Genomic DNA, 22,748 nt, shown 5'->3' with positions numbered 1-22,748 from the left:
GCGCTGTCAAGCCACGCCCCGCCCGGCGCCCTCGCTGCCATTTGTGCAACAAAGCCGCTGGATCGCACGCATCGTCTCGTTGCGAGTCAGTGCACCCGCGGTCAGCTTCTTCCTCCACAGCCGCGCGTAACGGCGCGTGGGAATCACGGCAGCAGCCGGGCGCTACGCAATCGCTTCATGGCAGCCGCGCATGTCGTAGGCGCCATCACCGCTGACACTGGCAATGGCTCCGTCGATCTGCTGCAGCAGCGCGGGCAGCATCGGCGCGTCTCCCACCGCACTGCCGGTGACCTCGATGGCGCGGATCTCCAGGGTCTGCGCGTCGATGCCCAGATGCACCTTCAGCCAGCGCCGCGCGTAGTCGGCCCCGTGCTTCTTGCGCTTCCACTCCCCCTCGCCGAGCATCTTCACCCCGTTGCTGTCCACCAGCAGGTGCAGCGCCGGGCTTGCCCGGTAGCCGATATGCACCTGCAGTTCCTTCTGCCGGCGGCTCAGGGTGCTGAAGTCCGGCACCGGCCAGTCCAACCCGCCAAGCTTGAGCAGGCTCTCCACCATCCCGATGCTCTTGGCACAGCGCCAGACCGAACAAACACTTCACGCCCAGACAAAACTGGATCGCCGCGTCCGAGAAAATCCTGCTGCGCCCTTGCTTGGCCTGCGGCGTGGCCAGCCACTGCATGTCCCGGTCGAGCCACACAAGCAGCGAGCCCCGCGCCTTGAGTGCTGCGTTGTACTGCGCCCAGTTCGTCGTCTTGTAGCGGCGCTTCGTCTTGTCGTCTTGCTTCGGCACGCCTTCAGCCTACCGAGGCTGTCAAGCGCTGCGCCCCAGTCCGCCCGCGCTGCCATTTATGCAACATTGCCGGGATGCCGAGAACCTGCAAGTTACCCTTGCCTCTCCTCCCGTTGAATGCGGGCCTCATCACAGTACGGCCACACAAGTAACGGAGCCCAAGGCCGAATCGCCTTGGCTGAAGCAGAGCAGCCGGTGCAGGCGGCCGGTTTGCTGGGAAGAAGGACGCCCCCGGCTGCAAGCTTTCCTCCCGTCGCCATGCCCCCGCTCCCCGACTCCTCCCGCCGCCGGATGCTCGCCGCCGCCTCGTCGCTGCTGCTCGCCCCGCTTTCGCGGGCTGCCGGGCCCCGCCCGCAGGGCGGCCCGCCGCTCACGCTCTACACCTTCGGCGACTCGATCCTCGACTGCGCCCGCTACAACGCCCACGGCGTGCACCCGGGCCAGCTCATCGTGCGCAACGACGACGCGCTGTTCCCCGAGTTCAGGGGCCGGGACCTGCAGTCGCGCGGCCCGGCGCGGCTCGAGCACCGCGCGGTCGACGGCGCGACGGTTGCGAGCCTGCCGGGGCAGGCGCAGGGCCTGCGCCCCCGGGGCGACGCGGTGGCGCTGCTGACCGTCGGCGGCAACGACCTGCTGCGCGGGCTCGCGGGCGACGACGGCCGCGGGGTGCGCGCCTTCGAGTCCGCGCTCGACGCCTTCCTGCGCCGGCTGCCGATCCGCCCGGTGCTGCTCGGCACGGTCTACGACCCGACCTTCGGCGACGACGCCCGCAACTTCCTCGGCATCGAGCCGCGCATCGCGCGCGCCAACCACCGCCGCGTCAACGAGGCGATCGGCCGCATGGCGGCGAGATACGGCCGCCTCGTGGACCTGCACGCGCACTTCCTCGGCGGCGACCCGTCCTGGTTCACGAACACGATCGAGCCCAGCCTCGTCGGCGCCTCCGAGGTGCGCCGCGCCTTCCTCGCCGCGCTGTAGCCCCCCCGGGCGCTCCCCGGCGCAGAATGGACGCCTTGCCGCGCGGGCGGCCCCGCGGTTTCGGTCGCGCCGGGCCGCCCCGCGAGGCCCCAGCACGTTCCCGGGGAGGAGTTGCCGATGATCGACCTCGATGCCTACCTCGCGCGCATCGGCGCGGCCGGATGCCGCGCTCCGACGCTCGCGACGCTGTCGCGCCTGGTGGCCGCGCACGCCGCGGCGATCCCGTTCGAGAACCTCGACCCGCTGCTCGGCCGGCCCCCGCTGCTCGAGCCGGCGGCGGTCGAGCGCAAGCTGGTGCACGAGCACCGTGGCGGCTACTGCTTCGAGCACAACCTGCTGCTGGCGGAGGCTCTGCGCGCGCTCGGCTTCGAGGAGGTCGCGAGCCTGGCGGCACGCGTGCTGTGGAACCAGCCGGAGGATGCGCTGAACCCGCGCACGCACATGCTGCTGCGCGTCGCGGTCGAGGGCCGGCCCCACCTCGTCGACGTCGGCTTCGGCGGGCTCACCCTCACCGGCGTGCTCGCGCTCGAGGCGGACACCGTGCAGCCCACGCCGCACGAGCCCTTCCGCCTGCTGCGGCGTGACGAGGAATGGCGGCTGCAGGCCTGCGTCGCCGGGCAATGGAAGTCGCTCTACCGTTTCGACCTGATGCCGCAGCACGCGGTCGACCTGCAGATGGCCAACCACTTCGTCGCCACCCACCCGCGCTCGATCTTCGTCGGCAACCTGCTGTGCGCCCGGGCGCTGCCCGGCCGGCGGCTGGCGCTGCTGAACCGTCAGTTCACCGTCCACCACCCCGGCGGCACCAGCGACTCGCGCCTGCTGCCGCACGCCGACGCCGTGTGCGAGGTGCTGCAGGGCGAGTTCGGCCTGCGCCTGCCCGACATGCCGGCGCTGCGGCAGCGGCTCGCCGCCCTGCCCGATCCCGCATCCCGCTGAGCCGCGCGCCCGGCGCGGAGCGCGCTGCCGGGCGGGGCCTGCGGCCGCCCCCGGGAATGCGGGTTGCCCCTCATCCTGCCCGGGGAGAGAGCTCCCTGGCGCCCGCGTTCGCGCGGGCCTCCCGAGTCTCAACCTCGCACTGCAGGAGTTCGACATGAAACGTCTGACCATCGCCCTCGGCGCCGCCGCTGTCCTCGCGATGCCGCTCGCCCAGGCGCAGCAGACCCCGGCGACCACGCCGTCGCAAGCCGGCGAAGCGCCGCGCGTCTGGATCAACACCTCGGTGATCGAAGGCACCGTGACCGGCGTCGACCGCGCCAACCGCCTGATGATGGCGCGCGATCAGAACGGCCGCGAGTTCGTGCTGGCCGTCGGCCGCGACGTGCCGCAGTTCGACAAGCTGCAGCAGGGCGACCGGGTGACGCTGCGCTACTCCGAGGCCGAGGCGCTGGCGCTGGCCAAGCGCACCGACGAGCGGCAGGCCCTCGACGAGATGGGCGCCCGCGTCGAGGCCGCCGCCGCCCAGGCGGCGAACAGCAGCGAACTCGCCCGGCAGGGCGCGGCCGAGCCGGTCACGGTGGCCGCGCAGGTCCACCGCGTCGACCCCAGCCGCGGCGTGCTGACGCTGCGCACCACCGACGGCATGCCGGTCGATATCCTGACGAGCCCGCAGGCGCTGGGCCAGATCGCCCCGAACGACCAGATCGTGATCAGCTTCGTGCCGCCGACCGCCGTCGAAATCGCACCGGGCGGCGCCGGCATGGCCGCGGCGACCGCGGCCGGCCCCCGCGCCCCCAGTCGCGACGCGGGCCGCTGAAGCCGGGCCGCCCCCTGCACGGGCCGGGCGGCCTCCGGGCCTCGCTTTTCCCCCAGGGGAAACGTCGCTCTTGACATTCGTTAAGGACCCTCCGGGAGGCGCCTTGTATGGTTCCCGCGCCCCTGCGTCCCAGCCTTCCGGAGTCCCCGTGCCACCCCATCTCCCTGCCGCCGCCGCCCCTGCGCTGATCCCCCGGAATGCGGCACCGCCGACAGGGATGCCCCGGCCCGGCGGGGTCGGGGACACCGCCTCGACCCGCGCTGCCGGAGCCGCGCCGTGCCGCTGAGCCCTGCCGGGGCCGGCACGGGCAGGACGGCGGGCGCCCCTCGGCAGCGCTCGCTGCGGCGCAGCCTGTCGGGGCTGGTCCTCGCGGCGCTGCTTCCGCTGGCGCTCGGCGCGATGATCGTGCAGTGGCAGCACTGGCAGGCAAGGCGCGCGTCGGTCCAGCAGGGCCTGCGCGACACCGCGCAGGCGCTGATGCTCGCGATCGAGGGCGAGCTCGCCACCGAGCGCGCGCTGCTGGAGCTGCTGGCCGCGTCGCCGCTGATCGACGCCGGGGACTGGGAGGGCTTCCGCAGCTACGCCGCGGAGGTGACCGCGAAGCGTCCCGGCACGATGATCTCGGTGCTCGACCCGGACGGCCAGGTCCGGCTCAACACCGTCGCCCCCCTCGGCGCCCCGCTGCCGAACCTGCTGCAGATGGGGCGGGAAGACCGGCAGGCCGAATGGAGCGGGCAGCACCTGCCCCTGGGATCGCCGGAGACGTTCCGCCGCGTCTTCGAGGCCGCCGCGCCGGTCTACGGCAACCTCCACCTCAACCCGCAGCTGAAGCAGCCGCTCGTCGGCCTGGCGGTTCCGGTCCTGCGCGAGGGCCGCCCGCGGCACGCGCTGCTGCTCGCGCTGACCCCCGAGCGGCTCTCGCGGCTCCTGCGGGAGCTCGACGTCGACGCCGAGGTGCGCCTGACGCTGAGCGATCGCGCCGGTCGCGTCGTCGCCACCGGCAGCGGCGGCGGCGGCGCGCCGCGGCTCGGCGAGCAGCTTCCCCCGGAGCTGACGGCCCGGCTGGCGCTGGCGCCGCTCGGCCTCTTCGAGCAGCCCGGCAAGGACGGCGAGCCCCTCATCGGCGCCTACGCGGCCTCGACGACGAGCGGCTGGGCAGTGCATGTGACACTGCCGCGTCGCGAGGCCTTCGCCAGCGTGCAGCGCGCCGGCTATGCCTGGATCGCGATCGTCGGCTCGGCGCTCGCGCTCGGGCTGTTCCTGGCCGCGCTGCTGGCGCGGCGCCTGACCGGCCCGCTCGGCGAGCTGGCGGCCGCCGCCGACGCGATGCACCACGGCGGCCTGCCCGCGCTGGCACCGATGCCGGTGCGCGAGATCGACACGCTGCGCCGCGCGCTGCAGCGCGCGGCGCAGTGGCATCAAGAGCACCAGCAGGAGCAGATGCGCCGCATCGTGGCCGAGCAGCGCGAGGCCGTGACCGCGCAGATCGCCGAGGCGCTGCGCGACAGCCGCGAGCACCTGCGCCGCGTGATCGACCGCCTCCAGGCCTCCGTGGCGGTGCTGGACCTCGAGGGGCGGCTGCTGGAGGTGAACGACTCGCCGGTGAAGGCCGCCGGCCTGGACCGCGAGCGGCTCCTCGGGCGGCCCTTCTGGGACTGCGACTGGTGGCGCCACGACGCCTCGGTGCGGCAGCGGCTGCGCGAGGCGGTCGCGACGGCGCGCGAAGGCACGCCGGTGCGCCACGACCTGACCGCCTGCATGGCGCAGGACCAGGTCATCACCATCGACTGCCAGCTCGCGCCGCTGCGCGACGCGGGCGGGCGCATCACGCACCTCGTCGCCTCCGGAATCGACATCAGCCAGCGGCTGGCCACCGAGGCCGCGCTGCGCGACAGCGAGGCGCGCGCGCGCCGCGCCGCCGCCGAGGCCGAGGCCGAGCGCGGCCTGCTCGACGCGGTGCTGCAGGCCGCGCCCGCCGGCATCATCGTCGCCGATGCCGACGGCCGGCTGGTGCGCATGAACCGGGCCAACGAGCGCCTGTGGGGCAGCGCGCCCTTCTCCAACAGCATCGAGGAGTACCGCGAGTGGAAGGGCTGGTGGGCCGACGGCTCGCCGCGCCACGGTCGGCGGCTCGAGCCGCAGGAATGGGCGCTGGCGCGCGCACTGGCCGGCGAGACGCCGCCCGGCGACCTCGTCGAGATCGAGCCCTTCGGCGCGCCCCCCGGCACGCGGCGCACGATGCTGAACTCCGGGGCGCCGGTGCGCGACGCGCAGGGACGCATCGTTGGCGCGGTGATCGTGCAGATGGACCTCACCGAGCGCATGGCGGCCGAGGCGGCGCAGCGCGAGAGCGAGACGCGCTTCCGCGCGCTCGCCGACAACATGTCGCAGCTCGCCTGGATCACCGACGAGCGAGGCCACGCGCTCTGGTACAACCGGCGCTGGTTCGAGTACACCGGCACCCGGCCCGAGCAGACCGCGGGCTGGGGCTGGCAGACGGTCCACCACTCGGACCACCTCGAGCGCGTGAGCGAGGGCTTCCGCCGCTGCCTGGCCTGCGGCGAGCCCTGGGAAGACACCTTCCCGCTGCGGCGCGCCGACGGCGAGTTCCGCTGGTTCCTGTCGCGCGCGCAGCCGCTGCGCGACGCGGCCGGGCGCATCACGCGCTGGTTCGGCACCAACACCGACGTCACCGAGCAGCGCGCCGCCGAACAGGCGCTGCGCGACAGCGAGGAGCGGCTGCTGCGCAGCGAGCGCGCGCTGCGCGAGGCCGACCGGCAGAAGGACGAGTTCCTCGCCACGCTCGCGCACGAGCTGCGCAACCCGCTCGCGCCGATCCGCTCGGCCGCGCACGTGATCCGGCTGCGCCAGCCCCCCGACCCGGCGGTCGCGCGCGCCGGCGAGCTGATCGAGCGCCAGAGCGTGCACATGACGCGGCTCGTCGACGACCTGCTCGAGGTCTCGCGCATCACGCTCGGGCGCATCGTGCTGAAGCTGCGCGCCGAGTCGCTGGCCTCGGTGGTGGCGAACGCCGTCGACGTGGCGCGGCCGACCGCCGATGCCCGGCGCCAGCGGCTCGTGGTGGAGCTTCCCGACGAGCCGCTCGTGCTGCAGGCCGACGCCACCCGGCTGTCGCAGGCGCTGCAGAACGTGCTCAACAACGCGGTGAAGTTCACGCCGGAGGGCGGCCGCATCACGCTCGCCGCGCGCCGCGAAGGCGGCGGGGCCTGCCTGACGATCCGCGACGAGGGCAGCGGCATCGCGCCCGAGATGCTCGAGCGCATCTTCGGCATGTTCGTGCAGGAACGGCGCGAGACGGCGCAGGCCGGCCTCGGCATCGGGCTCGCGCTCGCGCGCCGGCTCATCGGGCTGCACGGCGGGCACATCGAGGCGAGCAGCGAGGGGCCCGGCACCGGCAGCACCTTCACGATCCGCCTGCCGCTGGACAGCGCCGGCGCCGAGCCCCCTGCCCGGGCCGCCGGGGACGCCGCGAAGGCCTGCGGCAGGGCCGCGCCGGCGCGCGTGCTGGTGGTGGACGACAACGTCGATGCTGCCGAGATGCTGCAGACGGTGCTCGAGTTGCAGCACCACGAGGTGCGGCTGGCGCACGACGGCGGCTCGGCGCTGGCCGCCGAGGCCGACTGGCGGCCGGCCGTGGTGGTGCTCGACATCGGCCTGCCGGACATCGACGGCTACGAGGTGGCGCGCCGTCTGCGCGCGCGGCATGCCGGGCAGCGCGGGCCGCTGATCGTGGCGCTGACCGGCTGGGGCCAGGACAGCGACCGCCAGCGCGCGCGCGAGGCCGGCTTCGACCACCACTTCACCAAGCCGGTCGACCCGGACGCGCTGCAGGAGCTGCTGCGCCGCGAGCTGGCGACGCGCGAGCCCGGGGTCCTGCCGGCACTGCAGCCCGGCTGAGCCGGGCGCGCGGCTTGCCCCGCTGCCCAGGAGAGGCCGCCGGCCTCGCCTCCGCGGCAAAGGGCGCAGATGAGCCAGCATCCCGGGATCTTCCCGACCTTCTTCCTCTCCGGCTTCGAGTGCTCCACCTTTCTGTGGAAGGAGCAGGGCCGGCGCGACCTCGTCGCCGAGACGCAGCACCGCGAGCACGCGCTGCAGGACTACGGGCTGCTGCGCAGCGTCGGCATCGGCGTGGCGCGCGAGGGCATCCCCTGGCCGCAGGTCGACCGCGGCGGCGGCCGCTTCGACTTCGCGCCGATCGAGCCGCTGATCGACGCGCTGCGGCAGACGCAGGTGCTGCCGGTGTGGGACCTCTGCCACTACGGCTACCCCGACGGCTGCGACCCCTTCTCGCCCGGCTTCGTGCAGCGCTTCGCCGACTACTGCCGCGCCGCGGCCGCGCACGTCTGCCCGCGCCTGCACGGCCCGCACTGCTTCACGCCGATCAACGAGATCACCTTCTGGGGCTTCGCCGGCGGCGAGTGGGGCTGGATGGGGCCCTTCGGCCGCGACCGCGCCACGCGCGAGCGCATGCGGCGCGTGTTGTGCGAGGCCGCGATCGCCGGCGTGCGCGCGATCCGCGAGGTGCAGCCCGACGCGAGGATGCTGCACGTCGAGCCGCTGATCCGCGTCGTGCCGCCCGCGGACCGCCCGGACCTCGCCGACGAGGCGCGCCGCGAGATGGAGGACGACGCCTGCTTCGCGTGGGACGTGCTGTACGGCCGCCTGCACCCCGAGCTTGGCGGCGCGCCCGAGGTGCTCGACATCGTCGGCACCAACTGCTACTCGTTCGGCCAGATGGAGTACCGCGAGCAGGGCCCGCACATGGCGATGGACCCGCACGACCACCGCATCGCGCCGCTGTGCGAGATGCTCTCGATGGTGTGGGAGCGCTACCGCCGCCCGATGGTCATCGCCGAGACCAGCGGCCTCGGCGAGGGCCGCGAGGACTGGCTGCGCGACGTGATGCAGGAGTCGCTCGCCGCGGTCGAGCGCGGCATCGAGCTGCACGGCGTCTGCCTGTTCCCGGGGGTGGACATGCCCGACTGGCACACCGGCGAGTGGCTGCACAACGGGCTGTGCGACCTGGTCGACGAGGGCGGCATCCTGCGCCGCGTGCCCTGCGCGCCCTACATCGAGGAACTGCACCGCTGGCAGCGCCTGCTGCGCCGCGCCACCCGGCTCGACGCCGACCCGTTCAGCGACCCGGTGGACCTGCAGGACGTGATCGAGGCGGCGCGGCGCATCAAGGCGCAGCCCGACCGCGACTGGCACTGAGACGGCGATGGACGAAGCCGTCGAACTCGCCAGCACCTGGCCGCCCGCCGGCGGCGAGACCGGGGCGCTGCTGCGTGCGCACGGCGGCGCGGAGCTGCCGCTCGGGCCGGCGCGGCACTGGCCCGCGGCGCTGCGCGTCGCGCTCGGGACGGTGCTCGACGCCGGCGTGCCGATGATCCTCGCCTGGGGACCCCGCCTGGCGCTGTTCTGCAACGACGCGGCACGCTCCGCCCTCGGCCTGCCGCACCCGGCAGAGACGCTCGGCCGCCCGCTCGCCGAAGCCTGGCCGGCGGGCCGGCCGCTCGAGCCGGAGCTGCGCCGCGTGCTGCAGCACGGCGAGCCGCTGGGCTTCCGTCACCGCGCGCTCGTGCCCGGCACGCGGGACGGGCGCGGCGGCGGACGCCGCTTCACCGGCAGCCTCGGCCCGGTGCGCGACGAGCACGGGCAGGTCGCCGGCGTGCTGCTGCAGGCGGTCGAGACCACCCGCGAGGCGCAGGCCGAGCGCCGGCTGCGCGACAGGGAGGCGTTCCAGCGCCTCGCCGTCGAGGCGGGCAACGTCGGCACCTGGGAGCTGGACCTGCAGACGCAGGACTGCGCCGTCTCGCCGACGATGGCCCGGCTGATGGGCTGGCCCCCGCAGGCGGACGTCGTGAGCGCAGTCCTCTGGCGCGAGGCCGTCGCGCCCGAGGACCGTGCCGCGATGGACATCGTGCTGGCCGCCGCGGTGCTGCACGGCGCGCCCTTCGAGCTGGAGTTCCGCCTCGCGCCGCGCGAGGGCGCCGGCGAGCGCTGGCTGTCCTCGCGCGGGCGCGTCGAGCACGACGGCGCCGGGCGGCCGCGGCGCATGCTCGGCGCCACGATCGACATCACCGAGCGCAGGCAGTGGGAGCAGCGCCAGCGCGAGAGCGAGGCGCAGTTCCGCGCCCTCTTCGAGCTCACGAGCGCCGGAATGGCGCACGCCGACCCCGCCACGGGCCGCCTGCTGCGCGTCAACGCGCATTTCGCCCGGCTGCTCGGCTGCACGCGCTCCGAGCTGCTGGGCCGCCCCTTCCTCGAGCTCACGCATCCGGACGACCGGGAGCGCAACCTCGACCTCTACCAGCGCATGGTGCGCGGCGAGCTGCCGAACTTCGAGCTCGAGAAGCGGATGCTGCGCAAGGACGGCGGCGTGGTGTGGGCGCTGATGAGCGTCATGCTGATCCGCGACGCCGCCGGCGCGCCGCTGCGGACCTTCGCGTTGATGATGGACATCTCGGACCGCAAGGCGGCCGAGGAGGCCCTGCGCCGCGCGCGCGACGAGCTGGAGACGCGGGTGCGCGAGCGCACCGCCGAGCTGGCGCAGGCCAACGCGGCGCTGAAGGCAGAGGTCGCCGAGCGGCGCGCCGCCGAGCAGCGGGTGCGCGAGCTGGTGCGGCAGCTCTTCAACGCCGAGGAGGAGGAGCGCCGCCGCCTCTCGCGCGAGCTGCACGACACGCTCGGCCAGCACCTGACGGTGCTGAGCCTGGGGCTCAAGGCCGTGGCCGAGCAGGACGGCTGCGCGGGCCCGGTGCTGCGCCGGCTCGCGCAGGTGCGGCAGGCCGCGCGGGCGCTGGAGGAATCGGCCGACCGCCTCGCGCACGAGCTGCGCCCGCCCTCGCTTGACGGCCTGGGCCTGGAGGCCGCGCTGCGCCAGCACGCCGAGGCCTGGGCGGCCGAGAGCGGCGTGCCGGTGGAGGTCCACACCCACGGCCTGCGCGGGCAGCGCCTGCCGCCCGAGGTCGAGACCACCGTCTACCGCGTGGTGCAGGAGGCGCTGACCAACGTGCGCCGCCACGCCGGCGCGGGCCGCGTGGCGCTGCTCGTCGAGCAGCGCGGCGGGGAGCTGCGCTCCATCGTCGAGGACGACGGCCGGGGCTTCGACGCCGACGCGGTGCAGGCCCACCGGGGACGCAGCCGCCTCGGGCTGCGCGGCATGCAGGAGCGCGCTGCGCTCGCCGGCGGCCGGCTCGAGCTCGAGTCGACCCCGGGCTTCGGCACCACGGTCTACCTGACGATCCCGCTGCCGGCGCCGGGCGGCGGGGAAGAGGACAGGGACGGGGACGGCGATGGATAGGCTGCGCGTGCTGCTCGCCGACGACCACGCGGTGCTGCGCGAGGGCCTGCGCCTGCTGGTCGAGGCCCAGCCCGACATGGAGGTCGTCGCGCAGGCCGGCGGCGGCCGCGAGGCGGTGCAGCTCGTCGAGCGGCTGCGGCCCGACGTGGTGGTGATGGACGTGTCGATGCCCGACCTCGACGGTGCCGAAGCCACCGAGCGGCTGCACGCGAGCTGCCCCGAGGTGCGCGTGCTCGCGCTCACCCGCCACGCCGACCAGGGCTACCTGCGCCGCCTGCTGCGCGCCGGCGCCACCGGCTACGTGCTCAAGAAGAGCGCCGCCGAGGCGCTGGTCGGCGCGATCCGCACCGTCGGCGACGGCGGCACCTGGATCGACCCGGCGCTCGCCGGCGCGCTCGTCTCGCACCTGCTCGCCGCGCCGCAGGCCGAGCCGGGCGAGGCGCCGCACCGCGCGGACCTGTCGCAGCGCGAGGAGCAGGTGCTGCGCCTCGTCGCCTGGGGCCAGAGCAACAAGGAGATCGCCGCCAAGCTCGGCCTGAGCGTGAAGACGGTGGAGTCCTACAAGGCCACGGCGCAGGAGAAGCTGCAGCTGCGCTGCCGCACCGACATCGTCCGCTACGCGCTCGCGCGCAAGTGGCTGAGCGACGACCAGGGCCCTGAGTAGCGGGTCCGCCCCCCGCCCGACCCGGGAATTTCCCGGGCCCCGGCGCCCCCTCCTCCCGGGTGGTGCGCAGCGGCGCCCGCTGCGAAGCTGAAGGCCATGGAACTACACCACTTCACGCGCATGCGCGGGGGACGCTTGTCAGGGGAATGCGGCATGGACGATCGCGTCAGGCTCTGCCCGGTGGTGCAGGGCGTGCAGTTCACGGTCGAGGACGGCGCCACCACGCTGCGCTGCCTGATCCTGCGCGATGCGCTGGAGACGCGCTTCGGCGCCGATGCCTCGCCCGATTCCTGGCTGCGCGCCTACGTGGCCCACGCCGACGTCATCGACGCCGCCGCGCTGCTGCAGCACCGCCTGCGGCCCGGCGAGCCGGTGGTCGTGCTGAGCGCCGAGCCCCCCCGGGACTTCCGCCACATCCAGGGAGACGCCGCCTGAGCGGCGCTAGACACATGCCATTCGACTTCTCGGAACTCTTCACCTCCGGCGTGCGCGAGATGCTGCCGCGCCTCGAGGCACGGCGGCTCGCCTTCGCCTTCGACTGCCGCGGCCCGCAGCTGACGTTGCCGGGCGACGCGGTCGCGATGCGCTGCAGCCTGCACCGGCTGCTGTGCGGTCTGGCCGAGCTGATCGAGGTCGGCTTCCTCGTCTTCGACGCCGAGACCGGCCGCACCCCCTCGGGCGAGGCAGCGGCGCGCGTGCGGCTCGCCGGCACCGGGCTCGCCGCGCGCGACAAGACCATGAGCGCCGTGCTTCGGCGGCTCGGCCTGGAGGACATGCCCGCGCTCGCGTCCGACGCGCCGGGCACGCGCCGCGCCCGCGGGCGCTGCCCGCGCACCGGCGCGCCGATCGAGTTCGCGAGCCTCGGCAAGGACGGCCTGCTCTTCAGCGTCGAATGGGTCGATGGGCAAGCCGAGCACTGGGAGCTGGCGCGTCCCGCCGACGCGCACGGCACGCCCGCCTGGCTGGTGTACGACAACGTGATGGCGGCGCGTTCGCTGGCACGGCGGCTGCAGCGCCTGGGCTGGGCGCCGCGCCTGTTCGGCTCGGTGGCGCATTTCCGGCGCGAGCTGCTGTCGTGCGGCGACGCGGCGCTACCGGCGCTCGTCATCACCGTCGAGTCGGACTCGCTCGCGCCGTCCGAGCTCGAGGGCTTGGCTCACCTGCTGCCGCCCGGCACGCAGTGCATCCACGCCGTCGCCGCCGGCTCCCCGACGCTGACGCAGGCCGAGCGCATCGCCGGCTTCGATCTCAAGGTGCGCCCGCTGAGCCCCTGGGAGCTGCACCAGATCACCGAGCGGCTGTGCGAGCAGCGGCGCAGGCCGTGGCGGCAGTCGCTGCCCTACCCGGTGGTGCAGGAGGAGCGGCCGCGCCTGCTGGTGGTCGACGACAACCTGCTGACGCGGCTGATGGCGCGCAGCACCGGCGAGGCGCTCGGCTACGAGGTCGCGGCCGCGAGCGACGGCGAGGGCGCGCTGCAGTCCTGCGAGCGCTGGTCGCCCGACGTGGTGCTGATGGACGTGCACATGCAGCCGCTCGACGGGCTGGAGACGACGCGCCGGCTGCGGGAGCTGCAGGCCCTGGGGCGCATCGCGCCCTGTGCCGTCGTCGCCCTCACCGCCGACGACAGCGAGGCGACGCGCCGCGCCTGCCTGGCCGCCGGCATGGACGGCCACCTCGCCAAGCCGCTGATGCTGCCGACGCTGGCCGCCGAGCTGCACCGCGTCTGCGCCGGCCACGGCCGGCAGGCCGAGAGCCGCGCCGGCCTCGCCTTCGCCACCGAATGGCCGGTCGCCGCCGAGCCCCCGCCGGCCGCCCCCCTGCCCGGCCTGCAACGCCCCGCCGCGGCTCCCGGCGTCGCGACCAACGGCAGCGGCGCCTGCGCCGCGTGAACGCCACGTGAAGGCCGCCTGAAGGCCGCCTGAAGGCCGCGGCCGGCAAGCGCCGGCACCGGGCGCAGCACTTGCCCCCGCTCAGGGGTGCCGCAAGGGGCGGCATGTCGCACCGCGGGAGATCGACGATGGGATCTGCACTCGTGCAAGCCGGCGCCGCCAGGCGCGGAGAAAGGGCCCGATGGAGCCGCTGACGAGGACGCGCGACCTCATCGTGATCGGCGCTTCCGCCGGCGGCGTCGCCGCGCTGCAGCGGCTGGCGGCGGGGCTGCCCGCCGACCTGCCGGCCGCGGTGCTGGTCGTGCTGCACGTCGGGACGCACCCCAGCGTCCTGCCGGACCTGCTGAACTACCGCGGCCCCCTGCCGGCCCGCCATGCGGTGGACGGCGAGGCGATCGTGCCGGGGCGCATCTACGTCGCGCCGCCGGACCACCACCTGCTGGTCGAGGGCCGGGCACTGCGCCTCACGCACGGCCCCAGGGAGCACCACACCCGTCCCGCGGTCGATCCGCTGTTCCGCTCCGCCGCGCTCGAGCACGGCTCGGCGGTCGTCGGCATCGTGCTGACCGGCTGCCTCGACGACGGCACCGCCGGCCTGCAGGCGGTGAAGGCCTGCGGCGGCGTCGCGATCGTCCAGGACCCCCGCGAGGCGGAGGAGCCGAGCATGCCCGAGAGCGCCTTGCGCCACGTCGAGGTCGACCATTGCGTGGCCCTGGCCGAGATGCCGAAGCTGCTGCAGAGCCTGCTCGGCCCGGTGCCGTCCGGCCCGGGCGCCACGCCCGCCCCCGGGGTCGGGCACGAGCAGGCCCTGCAGCGGGCGGAAGGAAACTCCATGGAAGACCTGAACGCGGTCGGCACGCCCTCCACCTTCGTCTGCCCCGACTGCCGCGGCTCGCTGTGGGAGATGCGGGACGCCGAGCCGCCGCGCTTTCGCTGCCACACCGGCCACGCCTACTCGCTGCGCAGCCTGCAGGAAACGCAGTCCAAGGCCACCGAGGAGGCGCTGTGGAGCGCCGTGCGCGCGCTGCAGGAGAAGGAGCAGCTGATGCGCCGGATGGCCGAATGGAGGAGCCGCCACGGCAGCGAGGCGCCGCTGGGCGAGACCCACCGGGAGGCGGCCGAGCGGCTGGCCGCCCAGGCGGAGGTGCTGCGGCGGTTGCTGGTGGAGGGCGCCGCTCCCTGACGGGGGCGGCGCCCCGCCGCGCCGCGCGCCCGGCCTCAGGTCTCGGTGACCGCCGGGTCGCGCAGCAGCGCCCTGAGCTCCGCCTCGACGAGGTGCAGGCCGTTCATGAACTCGTCGGAGGCGAGCGCGCTGGGCAGGGACTCGATGAACTCGCGTTCAAGCCCGGCCAGGAAGGCCTGCGCGAACAGCTCGCGCAGCTTCGGCTCCTTGCTCAGCATCTCGTCCCAGCCCGAGACCAGCGCGGCCCGGTAGCCGGCCGCGCGCCCCATCGCGAAGTCATCCGGGCAACTGTGCATGGGTTCCTCCTCTCGCCGTGCGGCGCATCGAATTCTTCCGGCATTTAACGACCCGCGGGGCCGGGCCGGCCAGCGGACGGACGAGAGGCCCCACGGTCGCCGAGGCACGCCCGGGCACTGGGCGGGCGGCATCCGTGTCGGCGTCATCGGCGGACACACCTTCGGCCCCCGGCCTTGCACCGCCGCGCCGGCGGGCCGCCCTATGATGGGGACGTGCGGGAAGGCCGGGCACGGCATTCCACCCACCCACGGGCTCCCAGCCCTGCGGCGCGGGTGGCTATCCTGCCCTTCCCCCAGAAGCTTTACGGAGGAGTCACATGGACAGCATGCTGAGCGTCATCGCCGGGGGCCTCTTCAGGACACTGGGGGGGCGGCAGAGGATGGTGTGCGCCGCGTGCGGCCACCACGGCAACGGCTCGCATCGCAGCCCGGGTCGGCAGCGCTGCGCGGCCTGCGGCTCGCAACTGCTCGTCGCCCCGGACAGCCCGATCGGGCGGGGCATCCGCCAGCGCCACGCCAAGGGCTGAGGCCGGGCGGGATTTCCCGCGGGCCGCAGTGTTTCCAGGCAAGAAGAAAGCAGGAAGAAGAAAAGGTCGCTCCGCCGTCTCCCCTGATACGGCGATGCCGCGACAAGGACAGGATGAAGCGCAGCGCGGGGCTGCAACGGAGCGACCTCGAAGCCTGTCGGCGGCCCTGGGGTCACGCAGGCACAGGAGTCACGGCAAAGGGTAACAGAGGTGGCTGCTTGCTACACGCATTTGCAGCGCGTTCCCCCTGGATGCGTGTCCCCGGCCGGCGGCGGGGGTCAGCGCCGCCCCTCCCTCTTCCGGCGCCGCTTCAGCCGGGCCCGTCGGTTCTCGCCACCTTCAGCTCGCCGAGCACCCGCAGCAGCCGCTCGAGCGTGAGCGGCTTGCCGAGCTGGGCGTCGAAGCCGGCGTCCTGAGCGTGCAGGCGGTCGACCGGCCGGTCGAAGCCTGTCACCGCCACGAGGCGGGTCGCCCCGTGCCGGGGCAGCGCGCGCAGCGCCTGCACGAAGGCATGGGCGTCCGCCCCCGGCATCGCGATGTCGCAGAGGACCACGTCGAACCCGACCCGGGCGCAGGCCTCGAGCGCCTGCTGCGCCGAGCTCGCCACCGTCACGTCCACGCCCTCGAGCTCGAGCAGCTGGCGCAGCACCTGCGCCGCCTGCGGCTCGTCGTCGACCACCATCATGCGCAGGCCCTCGAAGGGCCGCTCCTCGGCCTCGGACAGCGGCTCGCGCGCCGCGTCCTGCCCGGCCTGCAGCGGCAGCCGCACCATGAAGCACGCGCCCTTGCCCGGCCCCTCCGACGCGGCCTCGATGCGGCCGCCGTGCAGCTCGGCGAGCTGCCGCACCAGCGCCAGCCCGATGCCGAGCCCGCCCTCGCGCCGCGTGCTGCGCTCCTGGGCCTGCTGGAACATGTCGAACAGCCTCGGCAGGAAGGCCGGATCGATGCCGCGGCCGGTGTCGCTCACCTCGATGCGGCCGAAGCCGTCCTCGGTGCCGATGCGCACCGTGACGCCCCCGCCGCGCGGCGTGAACTTGAAGGCGTTGCTCAGCAGGTTCCAGACGATCTGCTCCACGCGCACCGGGTCGGCCCGCAGCATGATCGGCTCCGCCTGCGCCTCGAGGTGCAGCCCGATCGACTTGCGCGCCGCGTCCTGCGCCATCGCGTCGACGATGCGGCGCACCGTGGCGCCGAGCTCCACCGCGGCCGGCCGCAGCGCGAGCTTGCCGGTGTTCAGCCGCGACAGGTCGAGCAGGTCGTCGATGATCTGCGCCTGGCTGTGCACGGTGGCGCGGATCGTCTCCGCCGCCGCCGTCACCGCCTGCACCGCGCGCGCCGCGGGCAGGCGCATCAGCAGCTCGGCGTTCATCTGGATCAGGTTCAGCGGGTTCTTCAGCTCGTGCGACAGGACGGCGAGGAACTCGTCCTTCAGCTCGCTGGCCGCCTGCGCCTCGGCCCGGCGCGCCGCCTCCTGCGCGAGTTGCGCCTCGCGCTCGCTCTCCATGCGCTTGGTGCCGGTGACGTCGCGCGCGATCTTCGCGTAGCCCTGGAGCCCGCCGTCGAAGAAGAGCGGCGTGGTCACGCCGCTGCAGAACACGCGCCGGCCGTCGCGGCGCTGGTGCCAGCGCTCGTCCTCGGCGCGGCCGTCCTCGCGCGCGCGCCGCAGCTCCTCCTCGACCGCGCCGTTCTCGCGATCCTCGGGCGGGAACAGCAGCGCCGAATGCTGGCCCAGCGCCTCCGCCTCGGTGTAGCCGAAGAGCCGCTCGGCGCCGCGGTTCCAGGTCGTGATGCGGCCGTCGAGGTCGAGCGTGAGGATGGCGTAGTCCTTGGTGCTCTCGGCCACGAGCCGCAGCAGCGCCTCGCCGCGGCGCAGCCGCTGCTCGGCGCTGCGGCGCCCGGTGATGTCGACGAAGGTCAGCACCGCGCCGTCGATGCGGTCCTCGGTGGTGCGGTAGGGCAGCATGCGCGCGAGGTACCAGCGTCCGTCGGCACCCGTCACCTCGCGCTCGATCAGGCGCAGCGACTGGAAGGCCTCGGCGGCGTCCTCGGCGAGCAGCTCGTAGTCGAGGCGGTGGCGGATGTCGAGCAGCGAGCGCCCGATGTCGCCCGGGATGAGGCTGAAGATCTCGGTGGCGCGCGGCGTGTAGCGCTTGATGGACATCGCTCGATCGACGAAGACCGTGGCGATGTCGGTGGAGGCGATCAGGTTCTGCAGGTCGTCGTTGACCTTGCCCGTCTCCTCGACCTTGCTCTTGAGCTCGTGGTTGACGGTGATGAGCTCCTCGTTGATCGACTGCAGCTCCTCCTTGCTCGTCTCCAGCTCCTCGGTGGTGGAGCGCAGCTCCTCGTTGATCGCCTGCAGCTCCTCGTTGGACGCCTTGAGCTCCTCCGTGGAGGTCTCGTACTGCTCGATCGTGTCCTGGAGCTGCTGCTTCACGCGCTTGAGCTCCGCCTCGAGCTGCAGCACGAGCGGGTCGCGCGCCTCGCCCGGCCCGCCGGAGGGCGGCGCCGCGCCCATCGTCTCCTCGACCTCGTCGAACAGCACCAGCGCCAGCGTGGCGTCGAGCGTCGGCTCCTGCACCGGCCGCACCGTCATGTTGACGTAGCTGATGCGCTCCTCGCTCTCGAGCCGCACGCGCCGCGCCTCGACGCTGCGGCCGGACTGCAGGGCCTGGAACAGCGCCGTGCGCAACTCCAGCCGCAGCTCCGGCCGCACCAGCGCCGGCAGGTGGTGCGAGGGCGCGCCGCCCGTGTGGCGCAGGAAGCGGCCGGCCTGCTCCGACAGGTGCACGATGTGGGCCTCGGCGTCCACCAGCACGCTCGGCGGCGCGTGCTGCTCGGCGAGCCGCTGGTGCAGCTCGGCGTAGCTGACGCGGCGGCGCTCGGCCACCGGCTCGCGCGGGCCGGCCACGTGCCCGTCGAAGACCTCCAGCGGCACCGTGCTGTGGTAGCGGGTCGCTTGCGCCACCGCGTTGGCACGGTAGATGCGGTTCTTCTTGTCGACCACCGAGAAGAGTTGCGGCACGGCGTCGGCGGACTCGGAGCTGCCGAGGAACAGCAGCCCGCCCGGACGCAGCGCGAAGTGGAACATCTCGAGGATCTGCGGCTGCACCTCGCGGTCGAGGTAGATCAGCAGGTTGCGGCAGCAGACCAGGTCGAGCTTCGAGAAGGGCGGATCGCGCAGCAGGTTGTGCGAGGCGAACAGGATCCTCTCGCGCACTTCCTTGCGGATGCGGTAGTGGTTGCCGTCCTTGGCGAAGAACTGGCGCAGCCGCACGGGCGCGACGTCCGCGGCGATCGACTCCGGGTAGAGCCCGGTGCGTGCGGCGGCGATGGCGGCCTCGTCGATGTCGGTGGCGAAGACCTGGATCTCCGGCGTCCCGCGCGTCGCCCCGGCCTGCTCCAGCAGCAGCATCGCCACCGAGTAGGCCTCCTCGCCGCTGGAGCAGCCGGCCACCCAGGCGCGCACCGGCTCGGCGCCGCGCTGCGGGCCGAACAGCCTCGGCGCCGCCTCGCGCCCGAGCGCATCGAAGGCCTCGGGATCGCGGAAGAAGTTGGTGACGCCGATCAGCAGGTCCTTGAGCAGCGCCTGCGCCTCGGCGGGTTGCTCCTGCAGCAGCGCGCGGTAGGCGGGCAGGCTCGGCAGCGCGTGCACCTGCAGCCGCCGCTCGAGCCGGCGCAGCAGCGTGGCGCGCTTGTAGTGCCGGAAGTCGTGCCCGGTGCGCAGCCGCAGCAGCGCCATGATCTCGCGCAGCGCCGTCTCGGCCTCCTGCGAGGCGGGCCGCGCGGACGCGAGCGCCGCCGACTCCTCCTCGTCGGCGAGCGGCGGCAGCTCGATGAGGCGCGCGTTGGCCCGGATCTCGAGCAGCTTGCGCGGCATCTCGTCCACCGGCAGCACCCAGTCGATCACGCCGGTGGCGACGGCCGCGCGCGGCATGCCTTCGAACTCGGCGTCGCCGGGGTCCTGCGCGAAGGTCACGCCGCCCAGTTCCTTGACGCGCGCGATGCCCACCGCGCCGTCCGAGCCGGTTCCCGACAGCACGATGCCGAAGGCGCGCTCGCGGTGCACCTGCGCGAGCGCGCGGAAGAACAGGTCGACGGCGATGTGGCGGTGGCGCGGGCGGTCCATCTCGGTCACGCGCAGGTAGCTGTCGTTGAGCGACAGGTGCCTGGACGGCGGGATGACGTAGATGTGGTCGCGCTCGATGACGCAGGGCTCGTGGACCTGCACCGTCTTCATGTTCGTCACGCGCTGCAGCACCGCATGCGCCTCGCTGGCGTGCGAGGGCGACAGGTGCAGGATCACGACGAAGGCCATGCCGCTGTCGCCGGGCATCTGCTTGAAGAAGCGCAGCAGCGCGGGCAGGCCCCCCGCCGACGCGCCGAGGCCCACCACGGGGAAGTCCAGCGAACTCGGCGTCAGCGCTCCCGTGTCGGGCAGGGCGGGATCCTGGGTCATGCGCTTGATTCTAGGCAAGCGGGCGCACCGCGTCGCCCGCCCCGGGCCGCGCCCGGGAAACGGGGCACCGCCGCCGGGGAGGCGGCGCCGCATCGGCGTGCGCAAACCGGAGCGGCACACGGTTTGCCTCTTCCATCACAGCTCCCTTCACCGACCGAGACGAGCCCGTATGAGCACCCCCACCTCCTGTGCCCGGCAGTCCTTCGAGCTCCACCCCCAGCGCGGCCGGCTCCGTGCCGCGGAGCCGGCGGACTCGCGACGGCGGGCCGGCGGGATGCGCATCCTCGTCGTCGAGGACGCGCCCGAGGCCGCCCGCCTGCTCGCCACGCTGCTCGGCATGGCGGGCCACGAGGCGCGCTTCGCGCTGGACGCCGAGGAGGCGCTCGAGGCCCTCGAGCGCTTCCAGCCCGAGGGCGTGATCCTCGACCTTGGCCTGCCCGGCATGGGCGGGATCGAGCTGGCGCGGCGCCTGCGCAGCGAGCCGGGCTCGCCCCGCTCGCTGCTGATGATCGCGCTGACGGCCGAGCAGGGCAGCGACATCCAGGCCCAGGTGATGCAGGCCGGCTGCGACCACTTCATGGCCAAGCCGCTGCACTTCGAGCGGCTGTGCGAGTTGCTGGCGCAGTGGCAGGACGAGGCGGGGAACGCCGCCCCGCGCCGGCCACTGCGCAGCGTCCCCTGAGCCCGCCGCGGCGCGGACGAGAAACGGCCGTCCCGAGGACGGCCCGGGAGACGGGCGCCTGGCGCGGCAGCGCCGCCGCGCCAGGCGCCGGGGACGCCGAAACGTAACAGGAACGCAGGCGGCATCCCGGTTGCCGGTTGCCGGTTGCCGGTTGCCGAGACAGGCAGACCCGACCCGTGCGCGCCGCGAGGCCGGCCGAACGGTCCCGCACGCTCCTTTCCTTCACGCGACATGAACAACCGAGCCTTCGTCTGGTGGGAAAAGCTGCGCACCGGCCTGTGGGTGGTCCCGCTGGCGATGCTGCCGCTGACGATCCTGCTGCACCAGGGGGCGGGCTGGATCGACCGCGTCGCGCCCGACCAGGCGGCGCTGCGGACCTGGTGGCTGTACAGCGGCAGCGGCGACGACGCGCGCAACCTGCTGTCGACGCTGGTCGCCGCGATCATCACGATGTCGAGCGTGGTGTTCTCGATCACCGTCGTGACGCTGTCGCTCGCCGCCAACCAGTTCGGCTCGCGCATGGTGCGCATCTACATGTCCGACCTCCGCACCAAGGTCGCGCTCGGCCTGTTCACGATGACGATCGTGTACTGCCTGCTCGGGCTGCGCGCGGTGCAGAAGGACATGCCCGCGGCCGAGGTGCCGCACGTGACCGTGACGCTCGGGCTGCTGCTCGGGCTGACCTGCGTGCTCGCGCTGCTGCTGTTCCTGCACGTCGTGGCGCGCTCGATCGTCGCGGACGAGGTGGCGCGCCGCGTCGCGGGCGAGCTGGAGGACAGCATCGCGCAACTGCGCCCGCTGGAGCCGGGGCGGCGGCGCGAGGACGCGGAGGACGCGCGGCTGCCGCACGACTTCGAGGCGCGCTCGGTCATCCTCGCCTCGCGCGACGAGGGTTATGTCCAGGCGGTCGACTACGAGGCGCTGGCCGCGCTCGCCGCGCGGCACGGGGTGCTGCTGCGCCTGGACTTCAAGCCGGGCGAGTTCATGTGCCGGCACGGCTGGCTCGGCGCCGTCCATCCCGGCGAGGCAGTCGACCGCGCCTTCGGCGACGCCGTGCAGGACCGGATCCTGATCGGCCGCCAGCGCACGCCGACGCAGGACCTGGAGTTCTCGATCCGGCACCTGATCGACATCGCGCTGCGCGCGCTGTCGCCCGGCATCAACGACGCGAACACCGCGCTGATGGTGATCGACCGGCTGCGCGGCGCGCTGTCGCGGCTGATGGGCAAGGAGCTGGCGCCCTGCGTCTACCGCGACGCGGCGGGCGAGGTGCGCCTCGTGTGCAGGCGCAGCAGCCACGCCGACATCCTCGACGCGGCGCTGCACCAGATCCGCCAGGCCGCCGCCAGGCAGCCCGCCATCGTGATCCGGCTGCTGGAGGCGCTGGCCCGCATCGCCGAGCACGTGCGCCTGCCCGAGCAGCGCGAGTCGCTGCGGCACCACGCCCGGCTCATCGCCGCGGCCGGGCTGCGGGAGGCGCAGGAGCCGGGCGACCGCACCGACATCGAGGAGGCCTTCGCCGGAGCCGAGCGCAAGCTCGAGCAGGCGCTGCGCCGCCGGCTGAGGACCGTCGGCCGGACGGGCCCGGAAGCCCGCGCCGTGCAGGAGTGAGGCGGCGCGGCCCGGGGTTGCGCGGCGACAGGGCCGGCGCGGGCATCCGGGTTGCCCCGCAGTCGGTGTGCGGCCCGCCGCACGCCCCAGCACAGGAGACCACGACATGGCAGACCAGAACCCGGCAACCGGACCCCGCGACAGGATGGACAGCGACGCGAACCGCGGCAACGCGGCGCAGAACGGCGGGAGGGACCGCAGCGACAAGGACCCCGAGAAGGAGATCCAGGGCGGCACCCGCCCGGCCCAGACCGGCGGCACGCAGCTCGGCGAGCGCAGCACCGACGCGATGGACGTCCCCGAGCGCGGCGGCATGGCCAGCACCGACGGCCGCACGAACACCGAGGGCGGCGTCGGCAGCGCCGAGCGCAGCATGAACCAGGAGCGCAGCCGCGGCGGCCAGATGGGCCCGGGCGGCGGCGACGAGCGCCGCTAGCCGCCGGCGCGCACGCGCCACCCCGGCGGACCGGCCGCCCCCCGTCCGGCGGCCCGGCGCCGCGGGCCGCCCCCGGGATGATCCGGGGGCCGGCCCCCCTCCTCTCCCCTCAAGATTCCACCCGGGGCTGCCGAATACCATCGGCAGTCC

General features: G+C 74.2%; 16 protein-coding genes and 1 pseudogene. 14 read left to right on the top strand and 3 right to left on the bottom strand.

Annotation, left to right across the window (positions count from 1 at the left end):
• Window positions 1–51: 51 nt before the first annotated feature.
• Window positions 52–790 (bottom strand): annotated as a pseudogene (locus D3A59_RS02730) (IS5 family transposase); the annotation flags it as partial.
• 258 nt (window positions 791–1,048) lie between these two features.
• Here D3A59_RS02730 and D3A59_RS02725 point away from each other — a divergent pair.
• From D3A59_RS02725 to D3A59_RS02680, 10 genes are all read left to right on the top strand, one after another.
• On the top strand, window positions 1,049–1,768 hold the full coding sequence (locus tag D3A59_RS02725; protein ID WP_119153400.1) for an SGNH/GDSL hydrolase family protein: 720 nt from the start codon (window positions 1,049–1,051) through the stop codon (window positions 1,766–1,768).
• A gap of 117 nt (window positions 1,769–1,885) precedes the next feature.
• Window positions 1,886–2,707, top strand: a complete 822-nt coding sequence (locus tag D3A59_RS02720) for an arylamine N-acetyltransferase family protein (protein WP_119153399.1) — start codon at window positions 1,886–1,888, stop codon at window positions 2,705–2,707.
• Window positions 2,708–2,861: 154 nt separating this feature from the next.
• A complete protein-coding gene (locus tag D3A59_RS02715) occupies window positions 2,862–3,524 on the top strand; it encodes a hypothetical protein (protein ID WP_119153398.1) in 663 nt (220 codons plus the stop codon).
• Between the two features lie 276 nt (window positions 3,525–3,800).
• Window positions 3,801–7,442, top strand: coding sequence for a PAS domain S-box protein (locus D3A59_RS02710; protein ID WP_119153397.1), 3,642 nt, complete (start codon window positions 3,801–3,803; stop codon window positions 7,440–7,442).
• A gap of 69 nt (window positions 7,443–7,511) precedes the next feature.
• Window positions 7,512–8,759 (top strand): glycoside hydrolase family 1 protein, encoded by a 1,248-nt coding sequence (locus tag D3A59_RS02705; RefSeq protein WP_119153396.1) that lies wholly within the window; start codon window positions 7,512–7,514, stop codon window positions 8,757–8,759.
• Between the two features lie 7 nt (window positions 8,760–8,766).
• Complete coding sequence (locus tag D3A59_RS02700) at window positions 8,767–10,851, top strand: sensor histidine kinase (protein WP_119153395.1); 2,085 nt, start codon at window positions 8,767–8,769, stop codon at window positions 10,849–10,851.
• Complete coding sequence (locus tag D3A59_RS02695) at window positions 10,844–11,515, top strand: response regulator transcription factor (protein WP_119153394.1); 672 nt, start codon at window positions 10,844–10,846, stop codon at window positions 11,513–11,515. The genes D3A59_RS02700 and D3A59_RS02695 overlap by 8 nt, the downstream gene beginning before the upstream one ends.
• A 153-nt stretch (window positions 11,516–11,668) precedes the next feature.
• Window positions 11,669–11,950 carry a DUF1488 family protein gene (locus tag D3A59_RS02690; RefSeq protein ID WP_157991372.1) on the top strand — a complete coding sequence of 94 codons (282 nt, stop codon included), beginning with the start codon at window positions 11,669–11,671 and terminating at the stop codon, window positions 11,948–11,950.
• A 14-nt stretch (window positions 11,951–11,964) separates the two neighbouring features.
• Window positions 11,965–13,404 (top strand): response regulator, encoded by a 1,440-nt coding sequence (locus D3A59_RS02685; protein ID WP_119153392.1) that lies wholly within the window; start codon window positions 11,965–11,967, stop codon window positions 13,402–13,404.
• A 181-nt stretch (window positions 13,405–13,585) separates the two neighbouring features.
• Window positions 13,586–14,587, top strand: coding sequence for a chemotaxis protein CheB (locus tag D3A59_RS02680; RefSeq protein ID WP_119153391.1), 1,002 nt, complete (start codon window positions 13,586–13,588; stop codon window positions 14,585–14,587).
• Between the two features lie 35 nt (window positions 14,588–14,622).
• Here D3A59_RS02680 and D3A59_RS02675 read toward each other — a convergent pair whose 3' ends face one another.
• Complete coding sequence (locus D3A59_RS02675; RefSeq protein WP_157991371.1) at window positions 14,623–14,883, bottom strand: hypothetical protein; 261 nt, start codon at window positions 14,881–14,883, stop codon at window positions 14,623–14,625.
• 317 nt (window positions 14,884–15,200) lie between these two features.
• Between D3A59_RS02675 and D3A59_RS02670 the strand changes: the two genes are divergently transcribed.
• Window positions 15,201–15,410, top strand: a complete 210-nt coding sequence (locus D3A59_RS02670; RefSeq protein ID WP_119153389.1) for a hypothetical protein — start codon at window positions 15,201–15,203, stop codon at window positions 15,408–15,410.
• A 310-nt stretch (window positions 15,411–15,720) separates the two neighbouring features.
• On the opposite strand, the gene D3A59_RS02665 is transcribed toward D3A59_RS02670, so the two are convergent.
• Window positions 15,721–19,869, bottom strand: a complete 4,149-nt coding sequence (locus tag D3A59_RS02665; protein ID WP_119153388.1) for a CheR family methyltransferase — start codon at window positions 19,867–19,869, stop codon at window positions 15,721–15,723.
• A gap of 169 nt (window positions 19,870–20,038) precedes the next feature.
• Between D3A59_RS02665 and D3A59_RS02660 the strand changes: the two genes are divergently transcribed.
• From D3A59_RS02660 to D3A59_RS02650, 3 genes are all read left to right on the top strand, one after another.
• Entirely contained in the window at window positions 20,039–20,551 is a 513-nt protein-coding gene (locus D3A59_RS02660; protein ID WP_157991370.1) for a response regulator, read from the top strand.
• 231 nt (window positions 20,552–20,782) lie between these two features.
• Window positions 20,783–22,162, top strand: coding sequence for a DUF2254 domain-containing protein (locus D3A59_RS02655; protein ID WP_119153386.1), 1,380 nt, complete (start codon window positions 20,783–20,785; stop codon window positions 22,160–22,162).
• Between the two features lie 106 nt (window positions 22,163–22,268).
• Complete coding sequence (locus tag D3A59_RS02650; protein WP_157991369.1) at window positions 22,269–22,598, top strand: hypothetical protein; 330 nt, start codon at window positions 22,269–22,271, stop codon at window positions 22,596–22,598.
• Window positions 22,599–22,748 lie beyond the last annotated feature (150 nt).

Origin of the sequence: Caldimonas tepidiphila (assembly GCF_003569765.1) — a bacterium.
Classification (GTDB): domain Bacteria; phylum Pseudomonadota; class Gammaproteobacteria; order Burkholderiales; family Burkholderiaceae_C; genus Caldimonas; species Caldimonas tepidiphila.
Note: the sequence above shows the minus strand (reverse complement) of the source record. Positions and strands in the feature narration are given on the sequence as shown.